Origin of the sequence: Sphingomonas natans (assembly GCF_030546695.1) — a bacterium.
Taxonomy (GTDB): Bacteria; Pseudomonadota; Alphaproteobacteria; order Sphingomonadales; family Sphingomonadaceae; genus Sphingomonas_I; species Sphingomonas_I natans.
The window spans coordinates 666,537-684,925 of sequence record NZ_JAUOTP010000001.1 but is presented as its reverse complement, the minus strand read 5'-3'; the positions used below and the strand labels follow the sequence as shown (position 1 = coordinate 684,925).

General features: G+C 65.2%; 19 protein-coding genes and 1 tRNA gene. 14 read left to right on the top strand and 6 right to left on the bottom strand.

Annotated elements, in window-relative coordinates; translation table 11 throughout:
• The first annotated feature begins 2 nt into the window (after positions 1-2).
• Both Q4F19_RS03285 and gatB read left to right on the top strand, forming a co-directional pair.
• The gene (locus Q4F19_RS03285; RefSeq protein ID WP_303539759.1) at positions 3-1,382 is read left to right on the top strand and encodes a hypothetical protein; all 1,380 of its coding nucleotides are present in this window, start codon (positions 3-5) and stop codon (positions 1,380-1,382) included.
• A gap of 40 nt (positions 1,383-1,422) precedes the next feature.
• Positions 1,423-2,916: an Asp-tRNA(Asn)/Glu-tRNA(Gln) amidotransferase subunit GatB gene (gene gatB / locus Q4F19_RS03280; RefSeq protein ID WP_303539758.1), complete on the top strand. Its 1,494-nt coding sequence runs from the start codon at positions 1,423-1,425 to the stop codon at positions 2,914-2,916.
• A 53-nt stretch (positions 2,917-2,969) separates the two neighbouring features.
• Here the strand turns inward: gatB and Q4F19_RS03275 are convergent, their stop codons facing one another.
• A complete protein-coding gene (locus Q4F19_RS03275; protein ID WP_303539757.1) occupies positions 2,970-3,677 on the bottom strand; it encodes a hypothetical protein in 708 nt (235 codons plus the stop codon).
• A 122-nt stretch (positions 3,678-3,799) separates the two neighbouring features.
• Here Q4F19_RS03275 and Q4F19_RS03270 point away from each other — a divergent pair, with 122 nt between their 5' ends.
• The 12 genes from Q4F19_RS03270 to Q4F19_RS03215 all read left to right on the top strand — a co-directional run bounded on the left by Q4F19_RS03270 (position 3,800) and on the right by Q4F19_RS03215 (position 14,848).
• Complete coding sequence (locus Q4F19_RS03270; protein ID WP_341850150.1) at positions 3,800-4,885, top strand: acyltransferase family protein; 1,086 nt, start codon at positions 3,800-3,802, stop codon at positions 4,883-4,885.
• 200 nt (positions 4,886-5,085) lie between these two features.
• Positions 5,086-5,170: transfer RNA gene (locus tag Q4F19_RS03265), tRNA-Leu, on the top strand.
• A 58-nt stretch (positions 5,171-5,228) separates the two neighbouring features.
• On the top strand, positions 5,229-6,881 hold the full coding sequence (gene tig / locus Q4F19_RS03260) for a trigger factor (RefSeq protein ID WP_303539754.1): 1,653 nt from the start codon (positions 5,229-5,231) through the stop codon (positions 6,879-6,881).
• Between the two features lie 26 nt (positions 6,882-6,907).
• Positions 6,908-7,840, top strand: coding sequence for a glycosyltransferase (locus Q4F19_RS03255; RefSeq protein WP_303539752.1), 933 nt, complete (start codon positions 6,908-6,910; stop codon positions 7,838-7,840).
• Between the two features lie 136 nt (positions 7,841-7,976).
• Positions 7,977-9,440, top strand: a complete 1,464-nt coding sequence (locus Q4F19_RS03250; protein WP_303539751.1) for a hypothetical protein — start codon at positions 7,977-7,979, stop codon at positions 9,438-9,440.
• A complete protein-coding gene (locus Q4F19_RS03245) occupies positions 9,437-10,480 on the top strand; it encodes a glycosyltransferase family 2 protein (RefSeq protein ID WP_303539749.1) in 1,044 nt (347 codons plus the stop codon). The genes Q4F19_RS03250 and Q4F19_RS03245 overlap by 4 nt, the downstream gene beginning before the upstream one ends.
• An 81-nt stretch (positions 10,481-10,561) precedes the next feature.
• A complete protein-coding gene (locus tag Q4F19_RS03240) occupies positions 10,562-10,972 on the top strand; it encodes a hypothetical protein (protein ID WP_303539747.1) in 411 nt (136 codons plus the stop codon).
• 113 nt (positions 10,973-11,085) lie between these two features.
• The gene (locus tag Q4F19_RS03235) at positions 11,086-11,727 is read left to right on the top strand and encodes an ATP-dependent Clp protease proteolytic subunit (protein WP_303539745.1); all 642 of its coding nucleotides are present in this window, start codon (positions 11,086-11,088) and stop codon (positions 11,725-11,727) included.
• Between the two features lie 215 nt (positions 11,728-11,942).
• Positions 11,943-13,211 (top strand): ATP-dependent Clp protease ATP-binding subunit ClpX, encoded by a 1,269-nt coding sequence (clpX, locus tag Q4F19_RS03230; RefSeq protein ID WP_303539743.1) that lies wholly within the window; start codon positions 11,943-11,945, stop codon positions 13,209-13,211.
• A 58-nt stretch (positions 13,212-13,269) separates the two neighbouring features.
• A complete protein-coding gene (locus Q4F19_RS03225) occupies positions 13,270-13,641 on the top strand; it encodes a tRNA-binding protein (RefSeq protein WP_303539741.1) in 372 nt (123 codons plus the stop codon).
• Positions 13,642-13,654: 13 nt separating this feature from the next.
• Positions 13,655-14,017: a GFA family protein gene (locus Q4F19_RS03220; RefSeq protein WP_303539740.1), complete on the top strand. Its 363-nt coding sequence runs from the start codon at positions 13,655-13,657 to the stop codon at positions 14,015-14,017.
• Between the two features lie 45 nt (positions 14,018-14,062).
• Positions 14,063-14,848: a hypothetical protein gene (locus Q4F19_RS03215; protein WP_303539739.1), complete on the top strand. Its 786-nt coding sequence runs from the start codon at positions 14,063-14,065 to the stop codon at positions 14,846-14,848.
• Positions 14,849-14,983: 135 nt separating this feature from the next.
• Here the strand turns inward: Q4F19_RS03215 and Q4F19_RS03210 are convergent, their stop codons facing one another.
• Genes Q4F19_RS03210 through coaBC form a run of 5 tightly spaced genes read right to left on the bottom strand, consistent with a single transcriptional unit; the run spans position 14,984 to position 18,228 of the window.
• Positions 14,984-15,301, bottom strand: a complete 318-nt coding sequence (locus tag Q4F19_RS03210) for a DsrE family protein (RefSeq protein WP_303539737.1) — start codon at positions 15,299-15,301, stop codon at positions 14,984-14,986.
• Positions 15,286-16,038 (bottom strand): HesA/MoeB/ThiF family protein, encoded by a 753-nt coding sequence (locus tag Q4F19_RS03205; RefSeq protein WP_303539736.1) that lies wholly within the window; start codon positions 16,036-16,038, stop codon positions 15,286-15,288. The genes Q4F19_RS03210 and Q4F19_RS03205 overlap by 16 nt, the downstream gene beginning before the upstream one ends.
• The gene (locus Q4F19_RS03200; RefSeq protein ID WP_303539735.1) at positions 16,035-16,502 is read right to left on the bottom strand and encodes a DUF29 domain-containing protein; all 468 of its coding nucleotides are present in this window, start codon (positions 16,500-16,502) and stop codon (positions 16,035-16,037) included. Before Q4F19_RS03200 ends, Q4F19_RS03205 begins: the two co-directional genes overlap by 4 nt.
• Positions 16,503-16,537: 35 nt before the next feature.
• A complete protein-coding gene (gene dut / locus Q4F19_RS03195) occupies positions 16,538-16,981 on the bottom strand; it encodes a dUTP diphosphatase (RefSeq protein ID WP_303539733.1) in 444 nt (147 codons plus the stop codon).
• Complete coding sequence (coaBC, locus tag Q4F19_RS03190) at positions 16,978-18,228, bottom strand: bifunctional phosphopantothenoylcysteine decarboxylase/phosphopantothenate--cysteine ligase CoaBC (protein ID WP_303539732.1); 1,251 nt, start codon at positions 18,226-18,228, stop codon at positions 16,978-16,980. The genes dut and coaBC overlap by 4 nt, the downstream gene beginning before the upstream one ends.
• Between the last annotated feature and the right edge of the window lie 161 nt (positions 18,229-18,389).

Genomic DNA, 18,389 nt, shown 5'->3' with positions numbered 1-18,389 from the left:
GAATGAATCTCGGAACGCCTTCCTATTGGTCGCCGGAACGCGTGTTCATCGACATCGTCAAAAACAATGGTTTCCTGACCGAGGGGCACTTGCCGACGATAGGCAATTTGACGGTCGACGCGGGGGGGCACCCCTATAACACCCCCAAAGGCACCTATATGGAACTCATGCTGGAGCATTCCGCGATGGGGCAGCTCGGGGTGCATGACTGCGTCTTTTCGCCGGGGTGGGACATAAAGTCCAAGTTCATGGGTAAGCTTTCCGGCGGACCCGAGAAGTTCAAGCTGGATATTCCGGGGGATCCGAACGGCGTCATCGTGCAGCTGGCGATAACCGCCAAGCAAGACGGGGCGAGATTGGACGTGGCATCGTGCGTTCCGGCCGGGACGCCTGCGGGGCAGCTTTTCCATCCGGATTTCCTGAGCGACATGCGCCCGTTTCGCGTCATTCGGTTCATGGACTGGATGAAGACGAACGGCGCGCCCATGCAGACTTGGGCCAACCGCTCGACCGAGAACGATTTCAGCCAGATCCGCAACGGCATGGCCGTCGAATATATGGTCGCGCTGGCGAATAAGCTGGGCTCCGATCCCTGGTTCACTTTGCCGTTCGATACCGATCCGGCTTATTATCGGAACTTCGCGATCTATGTTCGCGATCACCTGGCGCCGGGGCGCAAGGCCTATGTCGAGCTGTCGAACGAAGTGTGGAATTCGGGCTTCAAGCAGTCGCAGGACGCCGTCCAGCGGGGCACGAAGCTCTATCCGGGCATCGATGGCCGTCTTGCCGGCGATTATTATTATGCCGATCGAGTCCGCGATGTGATGAAGACATGGAGCGAAGTGTTCGCCGGACAGACGAACCGCATCGTTCGTGTCCTTGGCGGTCAGGCCGTGTGGAAAGAGCGGTCCGAGGATATGCTCGCACACAAGGAGACCTGGAAGTCGGTCGATGCGCTCGCGATCGCGCCCTATTTCGGGCATACCGTGCAGGATATCGATCAGGCCGGGCCGACGCGCGTCGAAAAGGTGATTGCGCGCCTGCCGGCCGAGGCGGATCAGGCGATCGAGGCGGCCGTCGCGCAGAAGAAGATCGCCGACAAATATAATGTCGATCTGATCGGATATGAGGGCGGTTCGGATTCCATCGCGTACAATCCCGAGGCGGGGCGCGATGCCAATGCGATCAACCACGATCCGCGGATGTATGACATCTACATGCGATATCTGGAGGCGTGGCGCACGAAGGTCGGCGGCCTGCTGGTCTTGTACAGCGGGACGGATACGAACATCTACGGGCACATTCAATATACCGGCCAGCCCCTGGATCAGGTGCCGAGGATGAAGGCCGTCGTCGATTTCATCGCGCGGCATCCGAAGTAACGACGAACATGACAAAGCTATTTGAAGGTTGGAAATCGACATGACCGCAGCCGCCCCCTTCCGTATCGAGGGCGCCACCGGCGCGTGGGAAGTCGTGATCGGCCTCGAAGTCCACGCTCAGGTGACGAGCGAGGCCAAGCTCTTCTCGGGCGCGGCGACCGCCTTCGGCGCCGAGCCGAACACGCAGGTGAGCCTCGTCGATGCGGCGATGCCGGGCATGCTGCCCGTGCCCAATGCCGAATGCATCCGCCAGGCGGTGCGAACCGGCATGGCGATCGGCGCGCAGATCAATCGCTGGTCGCGCTTCGATCGGAAGAATTATTTCTATGCGGATCTGCCGCAGGGCTACCAGATCAGCCAGCTTTATCATCCGCTGGTAGGCGAGGGCGCGATCGAGATCAGCCTGGACGAGAAGGACCCCGACGCAGAAGTGAAGACGATCGGCGTCGAGCGCATCCATGTCGAGCAGGATGCGGGCAAGCTGATGCACGATCAGCATCCGACGCGCACTTATGTCGATCTCAACCGATCGGGCGTCGCGCTGATGGAGATCGTGTCGAAGCCCGACATGCGGTCCCCCGCCGAAGCCGGCGCCTATCTGCGCAAGTTGCGCGCGATCCTGCGCTATGTCGGCTCGTGCGACGGCAATATGGAGCAGGGCTCGATGCGCGCCGACGTCAACGTCTCGGTGCGCAAGCCGGGCGAGGAATTCGGGACGCGGACCGAAACGAAGAACGTCAATTCGGTGCGCTTCGTGATGGCGACGATCGAGGGCGAGGCGCGCCGCCAGATCGACGTGCTGGAGAGCGGCGGCACGATCGTCCAGGAAACGCGGCTCTACGATCCCGATCGCAACGAGACGCGCTCGATGCGATCGAAGGAAGATGCGCACGATTATCGCTACTTCCCCGATCCTGATCTGCTGCCGCTCGAGTTGGCCGACGATTTCCTCGCCGCCTGCGAGGCGAGCCTGCCCGAGCTGCCCGACGCCAAGCGCAGGCGTTACGAGCGGGAGCTGGGCGTTTCGGCCTATAATGCCGGTGTGATCACCGCCGACGTGGAGACGGCGCGCTGGTTCGAGGCGTTGCTCGCCGCGACGGGCAAGCCCGAGGCGCAGGTCTCGAAGGCCGCCGCGAACTGGCTCACCTCCGATCTGTTCGGTGCGCTCAACCGGCTCGGCAAGGATATCGTCGACAGCCCGGTCAGTCCCGAACAGGGCGCCGAACTGATCGCGCTCGTCGCCGACGGCACGCTGTCCGGAACGCTCGCCAAGCAGGTGTTCGAGATCATGCTGGAGACGGGCGAGGGCGCGAGCGCGATCGTCGAGGCGCGCGGGCTCAAGCAGACCAGCGATACCGGCGCGATCGAGACGGTGATCGCCGACGTGATCGCGAAGAACCCCAACCAGCTTGCCCAGTATCGCGGCGGCAAGGAGGCTTTGTTCGGCTTCTTCGTCGGCCAAACGATGAAGGCGATGGCGGGGAAGGCCAATCCGGCGGTGGTCAACGAGCTGCTGAAGAAGGCGCTCGGCTGACCGGCGGAGTGAGGGACCGGAGACAGGGCGTCTCCGTAGTGTGCCAAATCCGATCAGCCGCGCAGATGCTCGATTCCGCGACGCAGCAGGTTGGCGATCGGGCGGGTAGCCGCGTAGCGATCCAGGATCATTCCGGTCTGCGTGATGTCAGACCGGGAGCTGCGCTGCCGTCCGAGCGGGGGGAAGGCCGCATATGTCTCGAGGTCCGGGTTGAGCGCGCGATAGACCGAATAGGCACCGTCGACATGCATCGGGCCATATTCGGGGGAGCCGGCCGGACGCTGCTGAACCGCCTCCAGCCAGTCGACGAGCGGGGCGATCACCTTGCCGTCGAATGCCAGGAACGAGGCCGTGATGACGACCTCATCGGGTGACAGGCGGACAAGACCGGTGCGGCCCTGCGCTTCCTCACGGTGCGCACCATAAAAGAAGCTCCAGTCGCGCTTCGCCAGCTCATTGAAAATGGCAGGGCCGCGTTCGACGCCGACGAAATCCAGATCGTCCTCGAGCAGGAGCAGCTTCCTGGCGCCGCTGTCTCGCGCATTGCGCAAAACGGCGAGTTGGCTTTCGAAGCAGCCGCGCGCGCCCAGACTTGGGAAGTCGCCGGGATTTTCCGGACGCCGGGCGGTGTGGAACGCAACGCGGCCCCCATCGAAGCCGCCGACGCGCGCGATCTGCGCGGTGACCTCCCGCCGCCTATCCGGGCGGTCCACCAAATTCACGATCCGAACCTGATCGAACATGGCCAGCAGATGCGCCATCAGCCCTCCCTATCGTTGCGACCATAGCCGCTGGCGATCCGAGGAGAAAGCGGGGACCGGGCGACCCGAAATGTTATGGTCCCGCTGTCACTGCTGGCGATGCTGCGCTGCACCCTGCTAGAGTGTCGGCGGTTGCGGGACAGGTGAGGCAGGCGGGATGCGCTTGCGATAGAGGGACTCACGTCGGTGAAAATGCAGGCCGATGCCGCTCTGGGAGCGGCGCAGCGAACCGATGCGAGGCGCCCCCATTTTTCGCACTCAACAGCCTGCGGGGGATCTTCGCATGCTGCGTGGCGATCAGCCATTTCCATTCGGATGGCATCCTGTCGCAATCCACGCTCATCCAGCGAGCCGGGTACTTCGTCGATTTCTTCTTCGTCCTGAGCGGGTTCGTGATCATGGCAAGTTATGGCGGGCGGCTGCGGAGCGGCTTTTCGACCTTGCGGTTCATGGCTTTGCGAGTCGGTCGGCTCTATCCGCTGCACGTCGCCGTCATGTCCGCCATGGCGGCGGTCCAGCTCATGGCCGGCGTCGTTGGTCCGGCCATCGGGCTGAGCCAGTTGGGCGACTATCCCGTTCCCGCGTTCGTGCGGACCTTGTTCCTCGTGCAGATCTTCTCGACGGAGTCGCCGGCAGGCTGGAATTTGCCGACGTGGAGCATCGCTGCCGAAATCTGGGCATATTTGATCTTTGCCGCCCTCTGCCGGTTTTCAGGCCGCCTGTTCCCGATCGCGATCGTCGCGATGATCGTCGTCGCGCCGGCCTTTTCGCCGGACTATGTTTTCACGATCCGCACCGGTGCGCTCCCGCGATGCCTGTATGGCTTCGGTATCGGCGTCCTCTGCTACCTCGCATGGCAATTCCGCGAGGCGCCGCTGAGGGCCATGACGACCATGATCGCGAGCTTTCTAGAGATAGGGGCCGTATCGTCCGCATTGGCGGCGATCTGCCTGGCCTCGCCGACCGTGGCCTATTTTCTCTGCCCATGGCTGTTCGCGAGCGTCATCCTGCTGCTTGCCGCGGGCAGGGAGGCATCTCTCGTTTCCTGCTGCACCGCCCGTTTCTCGTTGTCGGTACGCTGTCCTATTCGATCTACCTCATCCACGAGTTCGTCGAGGCGAGGATCGCGAACGTCATGCGGATTGTGCATGTCCGCCTGTATGCGACGGCCGATCCCAATCCGGGCCACCTTTTCATCACGCGGATAAGCCCCTTTCCGCTGGCAAGCGATGTCGTGACCATCTTGACGCTGGGCGTGACGGTAGCGGTTGCCTACCTGACCTTTCGCTTCATCGAGGAACCGGCTCGCGACTGGTCCCGGCGTTTCGCGGGGCGGCGCGCGGGCGCCACCAGCGACCTTGCCGTCCCGCCTCCCCTGCTATAGGGGATCGCGCCGACCGGGCCTGACGCGGGCGTGGCGGAATTGGTAGACGCGCTGGTTTTAGGTACCAGTATCGCAAGATGTGGGGGTTCGAGTCCCTTCGCCCGCACCAGTCACCGCCGTCTCGCGTCGGTGGTGCCCCTCCTGACAAGCATTCGAGAAGCCAGAAAATGCAGACTGTCGAGACGTTGAACGAAGGCCTCAAGCGAGCCTACACCCTCACCATCCCCGCCAAGGACATCCTGGCGAAGGTCGATGCCGAGGTCGCGCGCGCGGCGCCGACGATCAAGATGCCGGGCTTCCGGCCGGGCAAGGTGCCCGCCAATCTGATCAAGAAGATGCACGGCCCGGCACTGGAGCGCGACGCGCTCAACACCGCGGTTCAGGAAGGCGTCCAGACGCTCCTCGCCGAAAAGGGTCTGCGCCCCGCGATGCAGCCCGAAGTGGCGCTCGAGCAGGATTATGAGGCCGGCAAGGATATCGAGGTCAAGGTCGCGCTCGAAGTGCTGCCGCAGGTCCCCGCGCCTGCCATCGAGGGGCTCACGCTCGAACGCCTGAGCGTCGAGCCCGGCGAGGACGAGATCGCAGCCCAGCTCGATCGCTTCGCCAAGAGCCAGAAAGCGTTCACCGACGCCGCCGAGGGCCATCCCGCGGTCGAGGGCGACCAGGTCGTGATCGATTTCGTCGGCAAGACCGCCGACGGCGTCGCCTTCGCGGGCGGCACGGGCACGGACATGGCGGTCGAGCTCGGCTCGGGTCAGCTGATCCCGGGCTTCGAGAGCGGCCTCGAGGGCGCCAAGCTCGGCGAGGAGCGCGTGCTCAACGTGACCTTCCCGAAGGATTATGGCGAGAAGAGCCTGGCCGGCAAGCCCGCCACGTTCGACATCGTCGTCAAGGCGGTGAAGATCCCGTCCGATCCGACGATCGACGACGAGTTCGCCAAGACGTTCGGCCTGGAAGGCCTCGAGCAGCTGCGCGGTCTCTTCAAGAGCCAGATCGAGCAGGAGCTGAACGGCCTCACGCGCACCTACATGAAGCGCAAGCTGCTCGATCAGCTTGCCGCGTCGCACGATTTCGACGTGCCGCCTTCGATGGTGGAGGCCGAGTTCGCCCAGATCTGGCGCCAGCTGGAGCATGAGGCGACGCACGAGGCCGATCCGGAAGCCGCCATCGCGGAGATGGAAGGCGATCGCGACGATTATAAAAAGATCGCCGAGCGTCGGGTCCGCCTGGGCCTGCTCCTCTCGGAGATCGGCCAGCAGAACAATGTCCAGATCTCGCCGCAGGAAATGCAGCGCCTCGCCCAGCAGGCCGCGCAGCAATATTCGCCGCAGGATCGCCAGCGCTTTCTCGATTATGTCCAGCAGGATCCGGTCGCCGCGGCCCAACTGCGCGCGCCGCTCTACGAGGACAAGGTCGTCGACTTCCTGTTCGAGAAGGCGGCGATCACCGATCGCACCGTCTCCCGCGCGGACCTCGAAGCCGCGATCGAGGAGATCGACGATGGCGAGCTGAAGCCGCACGTTCACGGCCCGGATTGCGATCATGATCATGGCACGGAAGGCCATGTCCATGGCCCCGATTGCGATCATGATCACGATCATGCCGCGGCCGAGCCCGCGCCGAAGAAGGCGAAGGCCGTCAAGGCTAAGGCCGAGCCGGCTGCTGTCGAGGCGGCAGCGGACGCGACTGAGGCGGCTCCGGCCAAACCGAAGCGCGCCGCCAAGCCGAAGGCGGATGCGGCGGTCGAGACCGCCGAGCCTGTCGCCGACGCGGCTCCGGCCAAGCCAAAGCGCGCGCCCAAGCCGAAGACCGAAGCCTGACGTTCGCGACGCGCGGATCGCCTGACATGACGGCTCCGCGCGTCGTCGTCCTGCTGCCTTGCTATAACGAGGAAGCCGCGATCGGCGCGACGATCGCGGGCTTCCGCGCGGCGCTGCCGGACGCGGCTATCTACGTTTACGACAATAACAGCAGCGACCGGACGGTGGAGGTGGCGCGTGCCGCCGGCGCAATCGTCCGCCAAGAGCCGCAGCAGGGCAAGGGCCGCGTCGTGCGGCGCATGTTCGCCGATGTCGATGCGGACGTCTATGTGATGGCCGACGGCGATGCGACCTATGATGCCGCCGCAGCGCCCGCGCTGGTCGCGCGCCTGCTCGACGAGCAGCTCGACATGGTCGTCGGCGCCCGCGAGAGCGAGATCGAGGAGGCGTATCGGCGCGGCCACCGCACGGGCAATCTGCTGCTGACGGGCCTTCTCGCCTGGATCTTCGGGCGCAGCTTCAGCGATATCCTGTCCGGCTATCGCGTCTTTTCGCGCCGCTTCGTCAAGAGCTTCCCGATCCTGTCGACCGGCTTCGAGATCGAGACCGAGATCAGCGTCCATGCGCTGGAACTGCGCATGCCGGTCGCCGAGGTCACGACGAAATATGGTGCCCGGCCGGAGGGGTCCGCCTCGAAGCTGTCGACATATCGCGACGGCTTCCGCATTCTCAACACGATCCTCGTGCTCAGCCGGATTGAGCGGCCGGTGCTGTTCTTCGGGGCGATCGGCGCGCTGCTCGCGTTGCTCGGGGTGATCCTCGCCGTTCCGCTGATCCTCACCTACGCGCAGACCGGGCTCGTGCCGCGTCTACCGACCGCCGTGCTCGTCACCGGCCTGATGATCCTCGCAAGCCTGTGCCTGTTCACCGGCCTGATCCTCGATACGGTGGTCCGCGGCCGCCGCGAGGTGCGCCGCCTCGCTTACCTTGCCTTCCCGGCGCCGGGACAAGATGCTTGACCGCAGATGGGGCCGCGCTAGACCTTCCCTGGGCGGACTAGCCGGGTAGGGGGCGATGGAGTCTGCCAATCGGAATGCCGGCGCTGCCGGCCGAGCACGCGCGGCGTTGACGGCGGTCGCTTCGATACTGGTCTTGATGTGGCCGGCGCTGATCAATGGTCAGCCATTCTATTTTTCCGACACCTCGTCCTATGTTCGTGCGGGCGACGTCATCGCGCATATCATCGGCGGGCCGTCGGCGCGGACGCTCTGGACCCGGCCGGATCCTGACGCGCAGACACCTACCGCAGCCTCGGCAGCCTCTGAAAAGACGAGCGGCCTGCGACCAGCCGCGCGCGGTAACGATCCGGACTCGGGCTATATCATGGCCGGGCGGTCGCCTTATTTCGGGATCGTCCTCTGGCTGGGCTGGCTGTCGAGCCGGTTCTGGCTGTTCGTGCTACTTCAGGCCGCGATTGCTTACTTCCTGATCGGTGCGGCACTGCGCTGTTTCGGGCTCGATCGGCCGGGTCTCAAGCTGACCGCGGTCGCTTTGCTTTCGCTATTGTCGCCGCTCGCGCTGTATAACGGCGTGCTGCTGGCCGATGCACTTTCGGGCTTCGGGTGCGTCGCCTTCCTGATCCTGCTCGCCCCGCGCGTCTTGTTCGCACGATGGGAGATCCTGCTCCTTGCGCTTGTTTTGATCGCGTCGGTTGTGTCGCACCTGACCCATCTCGTGATCCTCGCGGGGATGGTCGCGGTCCTCGGCGCGCTGATCGGAACGGGTTGGGTGGCAAGGCGAGAGGCATCAAGGGCGATGCTGATCGGCATGGCGGCGGTCGTGACGGGTGTCGCGTCGATCGCGGCGACGTCCGTCGCGGTTAAAGCGCATTTCGGCCAGGCGCCGGTGCTCGTACCGCTGATCACCGCGCGATTCATAGCCGACGGGCCGGGGCGCGATTATATCGAGGCCGGATGCGGCGGGCGGGCTTTCGCGGTGTGCCGCATTCCGTATCGCGCCTGGACGAGTTCGACCGTGTTTCTCTGGTCGACCGAGCCCGCGACCGGTGCTTTTCTGCTTGCCGATTCGGACATGCGGCGGGCGATGTCGATCGAGGACAAGGCCTTCGCCGTAGCGGTCGCCCGGGCCTATCCGGTTCGGACGCTGCGCGTTGCCGTGTGGAACAGCCTGCTGCAGCTGACCGATCTGAGAGTCGATATCGTACAGGAAGTCTGCTTCGCGACGCCGGCCTGCATCGGCAAGCAGTTCCCCGACGAGATCGTGCGGGAGATCGCGGCCACGCCTGCCGGGCGAGGCGCATGGCCGCTCGCGGCGATGAACATCGTCATCTATGCGAGCGTGGCGTTGTCGCTGGTCGCATTGATGATGCTCCTGCCGGGTCTTCGCGCGTCCGCTCCGGCGGCGGCTCGGCTGATCTGCCTGTGGCTCCTGCTTCTTGCGCTGGCGATGGCGATTAATGGATTTCTCGGGGGTGCTATCTCGGAGCCGCAAAGCCGCTATCAGACGCGAATGATCTGGCCGCTGCCCCTCCTAGCGATCATCGCACTGTTCGTGGCCCGGCTTCGGCCGTCCGATGCCCCGGAAGGGGCCGCCTCGTGACCGCGCTGCCACTTTACGGCGGGCGCGTCCTCGTCGACGGGAAGGCGCCGCCGCCGACATTGTCGCTGATCGTGCCCGTCAAGGACGAGGAGGTCGCGATCCGGCCGTTCCTGACGCGCGTCGTGCCCATCCTCGAGGGCCTTGCCGCGCAGGAGGGCGAGAGCTGGTCGTGGGAGATATTGTTCATCGACGACGGCAGCTCCGATCATACGCTGGCCGAGCTCGTCCTCGCCAACCAGCGCGAGCCGCGGGTATGCGCGATTTCGCTGTCGCGGAATTTCGGCAAGGAGGCGGCCCTGTCCGCCGGCATCGATCATGTGCTGGGCGATGCCGTCGTGCCGCTCGATGTCGATCTGCAGGATCCGCCGGAAGTGCTGGGCGAGATGCTCGCCAAATGGCGCTCGGGCTATGAGGTCGTCTATGGTGTGCGTCGCAATCGGCTGACGGATTCGCTGCCCAAGCGGCTGACCGCCGATCTCTATTATCGCGCGCACAATTGGCTGTCCGACGACAAGATCCCCGAACATGCCGGCGATTTCCGCCTGCTCGATCGCAAGGTCGTCGAGGTCATCAAGCAGATGCCCGAGCGCAACCGCTTCATGAAGGGCCTGTTCGCCTGGTCGGGCTTCCGCCAGACCGCGGTCGAATATGATCGCGCCGAACGTGCGGTCGGCGAGACCAAATTCAACTATCTGAAGCTGTGGAAGCTCGCGATCGACGGCATCACCTCGGCCTCAACGGTGCCGCTGCGCGTGTGGAGCTATGTCGGCGCGCTGGTCGCCGTGATCGCGCTTGGCTATGCGATCTACCTGATCGGGCGGACGATCCTGTATGGCGTCGATGTCGCCGGCTACGCGTCGATCATGGTTGCGACGCTTTTTCTGGGAGGCATCCAGTTGCTTTCGCTGGGCGTGCTCGGCGAATATGTCGGTCGCATCCTCGTCGAGGCCAAGCACCGCCCGATCTATGTCGTGCGGGACCGGATCGGCGGGCCACCAACACCGCCCAGCGAAGCGGCGCCATCAATTCCGATCGTTTGATTTCGTTCTCGTCGCGGTAGCGTAACGACACGAGCGCATGCCCTTGCCGGCATGTGCAGAATCTTTCGAGGAGATCCGAACATGTCGAAGCCGATCCTGATGGCCGCGCTGTGCGTCGTCGCGCCGCTCGTCGCAACCCTCGCACCGGCGCAGGCGCCTCGCGTCAGCCCCGGCACCGCCTGCCCGGCGGGCACCCGCTTCACGACGATCCGCCACAATATGATCAAGCCCGGACAGTGGGCGGCGTTCGAGCAGGCGGTGGCCGCGCATAATCGCTGGTACGCCACGCACAAGGACAAGACGGCTACCAAGCTGGCACGCGTCATCGCGCTCGGCGGCGGAGGCCCTGCGCTGTCCACGAACGAGGCGGTGACGGTGACGGTCTATAGCGGCGCGCCGCAACCGGCCCATGACGCGGACTGGGACGCCTTCACGGCGAAATATCGCGCCAGTTCCGAGGTGAAGGACGAAGCCCGGATCTGCATGCCCTGACCGTGCGGCGGAGGGGCGGCGCCAACGCGTTCGCTCTTCCCGCCGCGGCTCTTGAACTGCCATCGCCGAAAGCCGATGTTGGCATTCGCAAGGGCAGAAGGACAAACGACCCCATGGCTTCTATCGACCACGCCGATATCCTCGGCGGCCTCGTCCCGATCGTCATCGAACAATCGAACCGCGGCGAGCGCAGCTTTGACATCTACTCGCGTCTGCTCCGCGAGCGCATCGTCTTCATCACCGGTGGCGTCGAGGACCATATGGCCTCGCTCATCTGCGCGCAGCTGCTCTTCCTCGAATCCGAGAATCCGAAGAAGGACATCTATCTCTACATCAACAGCCCCGGCGGCGTCGTGACGGCGGGCCTCGCGATCCACGACACGATGCAATATATCCGGCCACGCGTCGGCACTTTGTGCATCGGTCAGGCGGCGTCGATGGGCAGCTTCCTGCTGGCCGCGGGCGAGCCGGGCATGCGCGTCGCGACGACCAACAGCCGCATCATGGTCCACCAGCCTTCGGGCGGGGCACAGGGCATGGCCGCGGACATCGAGATCCAGGCGCGCGAGATCCTGCGCATGCGGCACTCGCTCAACACGCTTTACGCCAAATATACCGGTCAGCCGATCGAGGCGATCGAGAAGGCGATGGACCGCGACAAGTTTCTCGAGGCCGACGAAGCGAAGGCGTTCGGCATCATCGACGAGGTGTTCGAGAAGCGTCCCGCGCCGAGCGAAGACGCGGCTGCGGCCTGATCGGAAAAGAGGGCGGGGGGATCGGACCCCCGCTCTCGTTCGATTCACCCCGCGCTGGGGATCATCTGGCGGTTGGGCTTGTGCCCCCGCCGGGGCGGTTCCATATTGCCGGGAGCATAAACCCGACGGCAAGGTGGGCGGGCTAAGCCTTGCCGCCCGGCAAGCCCGAGGACTAGGATGAACGCCGACTCGGCGTTCCGAGGGTAAAGGACGTTATGACCAAGCTTAGTGGCGGCGATTCCAAGAGTACGCTCTATTGCTCGTTCTGCGGGAAGTCGCAGCATGAGGTCCGCAAGCTCATCGCCGGCCCGACCGTGTTCATTTGCGACGAATGCGTCGAGCTGTGCAACGACATCATCCGCGAGGAGACCAAGGCAACCCTGGTCAGCCGCAAGGATGGCGGCGTGCCGACTCCGCAGGAAATCTGCACGGTCCTCGACGATTATGTGATCGGCCAGTCGCGCGCCAAGCGCGTGCTGTCGGTTGCGGTCCACAATCACTACAAGCGGCTCGCGCATGGCGCGAAGGGCGCCGAGGTGGAGCTCGCCAAGTCGAACATCCTGCTCGTCGGCCCGACCGGCTGCGGCAAGACCCTGCTCGCGCAGACGCTCGCCAAGACGTTCGACGTGCCGTTCACGATGGCGGATGCGACGACGCTCACCGAGGCCGGCTATGTCGGCGAGGATGTCGAGAACATCATCCTCAAGCTGCTCCAGGCTTCCGACTATAACGTCGAGCGGGCGCAGCGCGGGATCGTCTATATCGACGAGATCGACAAGATCAGCCGCAAGGCGGACAATCCCTCGATCACGCGCGACGTCTCGGGCGAGGGCGTGCAGCAGGCCTTGCTGAAGCTGATGGAAGGCACGACCGCCAGCGTGCCCCCGCAGGGCGGCCGCAAGCATCCGCAGCAGGAATTCCTGCAGGTCGATACGACGAACATCCTGTTCATCTGCGGCGGCGCTTTCTCGGGCCTCGAGAAGATCATCGGCGATCGCCTGCAGGGCAAGTCGATCGGCTTTGGTGCGCATGTCGCCGCTCCCGACGAGCGGCGCACCGGCGCGATCCTGCGCCAGTGCGAGCCCGAGGATCTGCTCAAGTTCGGCCTGATCCCCGAATTTGTCGGCCGTCTGCCGGTCATCGCGACGCTCGAGGATCTCGACGAGCCGGCTCTGGTCAAGATCCTGGCCGAGCCGAAGAACGCGCTCGTGAAGCAGTATCAGAAGCTGTTCGAGATGGAGGGCGTGAAGCTCGCCTTCACCGACGAGGCTTTGTCCTCGGTCGCCAAGAAGGCGATCGCGCGCCGTACCGGTGCGCGCGGCCTGCGCTCGATCCTCGAGGGCATGCTGCTCGATACGATGTTCGATCTGCCCTCGATGGACGGCGTCGACGAGATCGTGATCGACAAGGACGTGGTCGAGGGCCGCAAGGAACCGATCCGCGTCTTCGCGAAGAAGAAGGAAAAGGCGGGCGACGCCGCCTGAGGCGTCGCACCCGTCTCTCGCGCTTTCGCGGGAGAGACGGGTGTGAGAGGAGCGAGGCATGCACCTGCTCCACGATCCCGCCACGCCGCCGGCCGACCCGATCGGCTTCGACGATTTCCTGAAGGTCGATATCCGCGTCGGCACGATCGTCGCGGCCGAGCCCTTTCCGGAGGCGCGCAAGCCCGCGATCAAGCTCGTCATCGATTTCGGGCCGACGATCGGCTGCCGGAAATCGAGCGCGCAGATCACTGCGCATTATACGCCGGAGGCGCTGGTCGGGCGGCAGGTCGCGGCGGTCGTCAATTTTCCGCCGCGGCAGATCGGCAAATTCTTGTCCGAAGTGCTGACCTTGGGTTTCCCGGACGAGGCGGGCGAGGTGGTGCTGTTTGCGCCCGACAAGACCGTGCCGGACGGTGGGCGGCTGTTTTGAACGAGGGCAGAGCATGAAGATCGAAGGTGGCTGCCATTGCGAACTGGTGCGCTGGGAGGCGAAGCTTCCCGAAGGCCCGGTCGAGGTGCTCGATTGCGACTGCTCGATCTGCCGGATGACCGGCTATCTCCATGTGATCGTTGCCGAAAGCGATTTCACCCTGGTGGAGGGCAAGAAGGAGATCACCACCTATCGCTTCGGCAGCGGCAAGGCGCGGCACATCTTCTGCAGCCAGTGCGGGATCAAGAGCTACTATAAGCCGCGCTCGCATCCGGACGGAATCAGCCTCAATCTGCGCTGCATCGATGACGCGGAAACGCTCGAGACGCGGGTCGTCGCGTTCGATGGAAAGAATCATCCCGGCGCAATCGCGTAACTTAGGGCTTTCGCGACGGCGCGCGGCCCGATAGCGGCGCCTGAGATGCTCAGCCTGAAGTCCTTATGGTGGAAGTGGGAGGCGCAGCCCCTTCGCCGGCGGGCGACGGCGCTGACGCTGACGATTATCGCGCATCTGCTGCTCTTGTGGCTGCTGCTGCGGCTCGCCCCCCCTCAGTTCGCGCCGATGGGCAAGGTCGGTTCGCTGATGACCTTCTCGGTGATGCCAGGTCCCACGCCCGAAAAAGCGACGCAGAAGGCCGCCGCCAAGCCCGCCGCCGCGCAGCCCAAGGCGACGACGCCCCCGCCCATGCCGGCTGCTACTCCGCCGCCGATCGTCAAGATGCCGACGCCGCTGAAGATGCCCGACAATTTCATCGAGCTCAGCCGCAGCGACGTGAGCAAGGTCGATACCGCGATGAACACGCCCCACGACGGTCCCCCGACCGGCCAGGCGAGCGCATCGGCCGCGGGCGGCGGCGAGGGTGATACGCCCTCGTCGATGGGGCCGAACGGGCAATTGCTCTACGCGGCCGAATGGTATCGCCGGCCCAACCCGGCCGAGCTGACGACCTATATGCCGCATCGCCAGTTGCCCGAGGGCGCGTGGGGCGAAATCGCATGCCGGACGGTCGCGCGTTATCATGTCGAGGATTGCCAGGAGCTTGGCGATTCCTTCCCGGGCATCGGCATTGCGCGCGGGATGCGCCAGGCGGCGTTCCAGTTCCTCGTCCGCCCGCCGCGCGTCGGCGGCAAGACGTTGGTCGGCACCTGGGTCCGGATCCGGATCACGCTGACCGACCATCCCGACAACAAGGACGGCGAGGGCTGACGCGTTTCGTCGCCGGCCGCGATGGAGAAAGATTTTTATCGCGCGGAGACGCAGAGAACGAAAGGGAGCGGCGCAGCCCTTCATTCAAACTCTTCTCCGCGCCTCCGCGTCTCTGCGTGATGAATCCTTATTTTCTCAGGCCAGCAGCAAACGATCCTCGCCAAGCCCGGCCATGAGCGCGACGAGGCCGGCCGCCTCGAACCGGGGATCGAGGCGGATATCCTGTTCGGCCAGCCCCGTCTGACAGACGAAGACCTGCACGCCGAGATCGAGCGCAGCATCGCGCAGCGGCTGGAGCGCTGCCGGCAGAGCCGCCAGCAGGGAGACCGACCCGGCATCGAAGAACAGCCGCACTTTTCCGCCCAGCGCCGCTTCTGCCGCCGCGATGCCGAGCGCGCTCCGCAGCCTATCGGGGTCCGGCCCCGAGACGATGATCGTCAGCCCCCGGCGCATCGGCAGGCGGGGTCCTTGGGCAGGCCGATCGTGCGGAAGCGGAAGGCGAGCGCGTCGAGCAGCAGCAACTTGCCCGCGCTGTCTTCGCCGAACGGCACGATCTGGCGGATGGCCTCGATCGCGGCGAGGCTGCCCATCACGCCCGTCAGCGCGCCGAGCACGCCCTGATCGGCGCAGGAGGCGTCGGGCATGGCGGGCGCATTGCCGACGAGGCAGCGATAGCAGGGCTTGTCCGCCTGATATCCGCGATAGACGGCGAGTTGCCCCTCGAACTGGCCGACCGCGGCCGAGACGAGCGGGATGCGCTTGGCCAGTGCCGCATCGGCGACGATCAGCCGCGTCGCGAAACTGTCGGACCCGTCGAGCACCACGTCCACGCCGAACAGCAAGGCTGCGGCATTGTCGGCATCGATCCGCATCTGGCGTGGGCTGACGCGGACGTCGGGGTTCATCCGCTGCACCGCATTGGCGACCATCACCACCTTGTTCGAGCCGACATCGCGCGTCGTGTAGAGCGTCTGGCGCTGGAGATTGGAGAGCGAAACCTGATCGTCATCGATGACGGTCAGCCGGCCGACGCCGGCGGCAGCGAGATACTGGATCGCAGGCGAGCCGATCCCGCCCGCGCCGATCAGCGCGACATGCGCGCCGAGCAGGCGTTGCTGACCCGCCCCGCCAATCTCCTTCAGGACGATGTGACGGGCATAGCGATCGAGTTGGTCGTCGGAGAAGGTCAATCGACTTCGAACGGCTCGTCGAGGATCGTCGGCCAGGATGGCGGCTCGAGCGGAATGGAGCGCAGTGGGACATCCATTTCTTGCGCCGCCTCGATGCGGGATCGTTTGAATGCTTTTGCACGCATGTCATCGGCAAGCGGCGCCAGGCTGGGATTGTCCTCCAGCTGCCGATCGTAAGCGATCCGCTGAGCCAGGATCGAAAGCGACCACGATCGGGTCCGGCGATCGGACTGCATCTGCCACTTGAGGACGTGCATCATGAGAATGCGAAGGGCTGATTCGGCCGCGCGCCGCTCGCTTTTCGCCACGTCCTCGATTTCCTCGGCCAGGTTGATCAGATCGAGCCGGTCGATGTGCCCTGCCCGAAGGTGAGCCGCCTGCTCGATCGCCCAACCATATGCGTCATCCTCATAGGCGACGTTACCGCCGTCAGATGCGATCAAAGGATGAATCGGCTTGTTCATACGCTGGATATTAGCACATCTCGTGCTGGCTGCGATCACCGCCCCGTCGATCCGAAGCCGCCCATCCCGCGCGCCGTATCGTCCAGCTCTTCCACCTGCTCGAAGCGCGCCCGCTGCACCGGCGCCGGCACCAGCTGGGCGATGCGCTCGCCGCGCTTCACCGCGAAGGGCTCGGCGCCGAGATTGGCGAGGATCACCTTCACTTCGCCGCGATAATCGGCGTCGATCGTACCGGGCGTATTGAGGCAAGTGATCCCGTTCTTGAGCGCGAGGCCCGAGCGAGGGCGGACCTGCACTTCGTAGCCCGCAGGGATGGCGATCGCGAAGCCGGTCGCGATCGCGGCGCGCCCGCCCGGGGCCAGCGTCAGATCCTCGGCGGCGACGACATCCATGCCCGCCGCCTGCGCGGTCGCATAAGCGGGCAAGGGCAGGCCCTCGCCGTGGGGCAGGCGCTTCAGGCGGATCGCGATCTCGGTCAAACACTGGCTCCCAGGGCATCGGCGATGCGGGCAACGAGGCGGCGGGCGACGTCGTCCTTGCTGGCGCTGGGCCAGCTTTCGATGCCCCCGGCGGTGACGATGTGAACGCTGTTGCGATCCCCGCCCATCACGTCCCCCGAAACGTCGTTGGCAACGATCCAGTCGGCGCCCTTGTGCGCGCGTTTGACGACCGCATGGGTCATCACGTCCTGCGTCTCCGCGGCAAAGCCGATCAGCAAGGCCGGGCGCCGCGCATTGGCGGCAAGGCTGGCGAGGATGTCGGGATTCTCGATCAGGCTCAGCGTCGGCGGCGCATCGCCGCTCTTCTTGATCTTCTGCTCCGCGCCATCGGTGCGCCAGTCGGCGACGGCCGCGACCATCACCGCGACGTCGGCCGGCAGCGCCGCCTCGACCGCGGCGGCCATCTCGGCGGCGGTCTCGACATCGATACGCGAGACGCCCGCTGGGGTCGCCAACGCAACCGGCCCGGCGACCAACGTCACGTCAGCCCCGGCTTCGGCCAGGGCGGCGGCGATGGCGAAGCCCTGCTTACCGGAGGAACGGTTGGCGATGTAGCGGACGGGATCGATCGGCTCGTGCGTCGGCCCGGCGGTGACGAGCGCGCGCTTGCCCGCCAAAGCTTTTCCGCTTGTCCTGGGGGACGCCGCAGCGATTGCGTTCGACGGACTCGGAACCGACGGACCCGGAGATGCCAGCATCGTTCCGATCGCGGTCACGATCGCGTCGATCTCGGGCAGGCGGCCGGGGCCATATTCGCCGCACGCCATCGGTCCTTCGTCGGGCTCGACGACAGTGACGCCGTCGGCGCGCAGCGTCGCGACGTTGCGACGTGTCGCCGCATGGCTCCACATCCGCACGTTCATCGCGGGGACGGCGAGTACCGGCTTGTCGGTCGCGAGCAGAAGCGTCGTCGCCAGATCGTCGGCGATGCCGGCGGCCATCTTGGCCATCAGATCGGCGGTGGCGGGGCAGACGACGACGAGATCCGCCTCGCGGCTGAGCTGGATATGCCCCATCTCGGCCTCGTCCTTCAGGTCCCACAAAGAGGTGTGGACGGGCTGTTCGCTCAGCGCCGCGAGCGTCATCGGCGTGACGAAATGCGCGCCGCCGGCGGTGAGCACGCAACGCACCGTATCGCCCTGCCTGCGCAGCGCGCGAACGAGCTCGCAGGCCTTGTAGGCGGCGATACCGCCACCGACGATCAGGAGGATGCGTTTGCCGGTCACCGCCGCCAGATGGCCTGTTGCGCGGTGCAAGTCGAGAGGGCAGGGTCTGCCGGATGCCGTCCGCCGTGCGGCCGAAGGCTGACGCGCGATCTTCACTCCTTGTCAGTCACCGGATTTCTTTGCGATTTAATCTATATAAATAACATAGATACATGCGCGTC

Bases quoted from the DNA above. Each gene is read 5' to 3' on its own strand.
- Q4F19_RS03285 (WP_303539759.1), top strand. From the start codon at position 3: ATGAATCTCGGAACGCCTTCCTATTGGTCGCCGGAACGCGTGTTCATC.
- gatB (WP_303539758.1), top strand. From the start codon at position 1,423: ATGACCGCAGCCGCCCCCTTCCGTATCGAGGGCGCCACCGGCGCGTGG.
- Q4F19_RS03275 (WP_303539757.1), bottom strand. From the start codon at position 3,677: ATGGCGCATCTGCTGGCCATGTTCGATCAGGTTCGGATCGTGAATTTG.
- tig (WP_303539754.1), top strand. From the start codon at position 5,229: ATGCAGACTGTCGAGACGTTGAACGAAGGCCTCAAGCGAGCCTACACC.
- Q4F19_RS03255 (WP_303539752.1), top strand. From the start codon at position 6,908: ATGACGGCTCCGCGCGTCGTCGTCCTGCTGCCTTGCTATAACGAGGAA.
- Q4F19_RS03250 (WP_303539751.1), top strand. From the start codon at position 7,977: ATGTGGCCGGCGCTGATCAATGGTCAGCCATTCTATTTTTCCGACACC.
- Q4F19_RS03240 (WP_303539747.1), top strand. From the start codon at position 10,562: ATGTCGAAGCCGATCCTGATGGCCGCGCTGTGCGTCGTCGCGCCGCTC.
- Q4F19_RS03235 (WP_303539745.1), top strand. From the start codon at position 11,086: ATGGCTTCTATCGACCACGCCGATATCCTCGGCGGCCTCGTCCCGATC.
- clpX (WP_303539743.1), top strand. From the start codon at position 11,943: ATGACCAAGCTTAGTGGCGGCGATTCCAAGAGTACGCTCTATTGCTCG.
- Q4F19_RS03225 (WP_303539741.1), top strand. From the start codon at position 13,270: ATGCACCTGCTCCACGATCCCGCCACGCCGCCGGCCGACCCGATCGGC.
- Q4F19_RS03220 (WP_303539740.1), top strand. From the start codon at position 13,655: ATGAAGATCGAAGGTGGCTGCCATTGCGAACTGGTGCGCTGGGAGGCG.
- Q4F19_RS03215 (WP_303539739.1), top strand. From the start codon at position 14,063: ATGCTCAGCCTGAAGTCCTTATGGTGGAAGTGGGAGGCGCAGCCCCTT.
- Q4F19_RS03210 (WP_303539737.1), bottom strand. From the start codon at position 15,301: ATGCGCCGGGGGCTGACGATCATCGTCTCGGGGCCGGACCCCGATAGG.
- Q4F19_RS03200 (WP_303539735.1), bottom strand. From the start codon at position 16,502: ATGAACAAGCCGATTCATCCTTTGATCGCATCTGACGGCGGTAACGTC.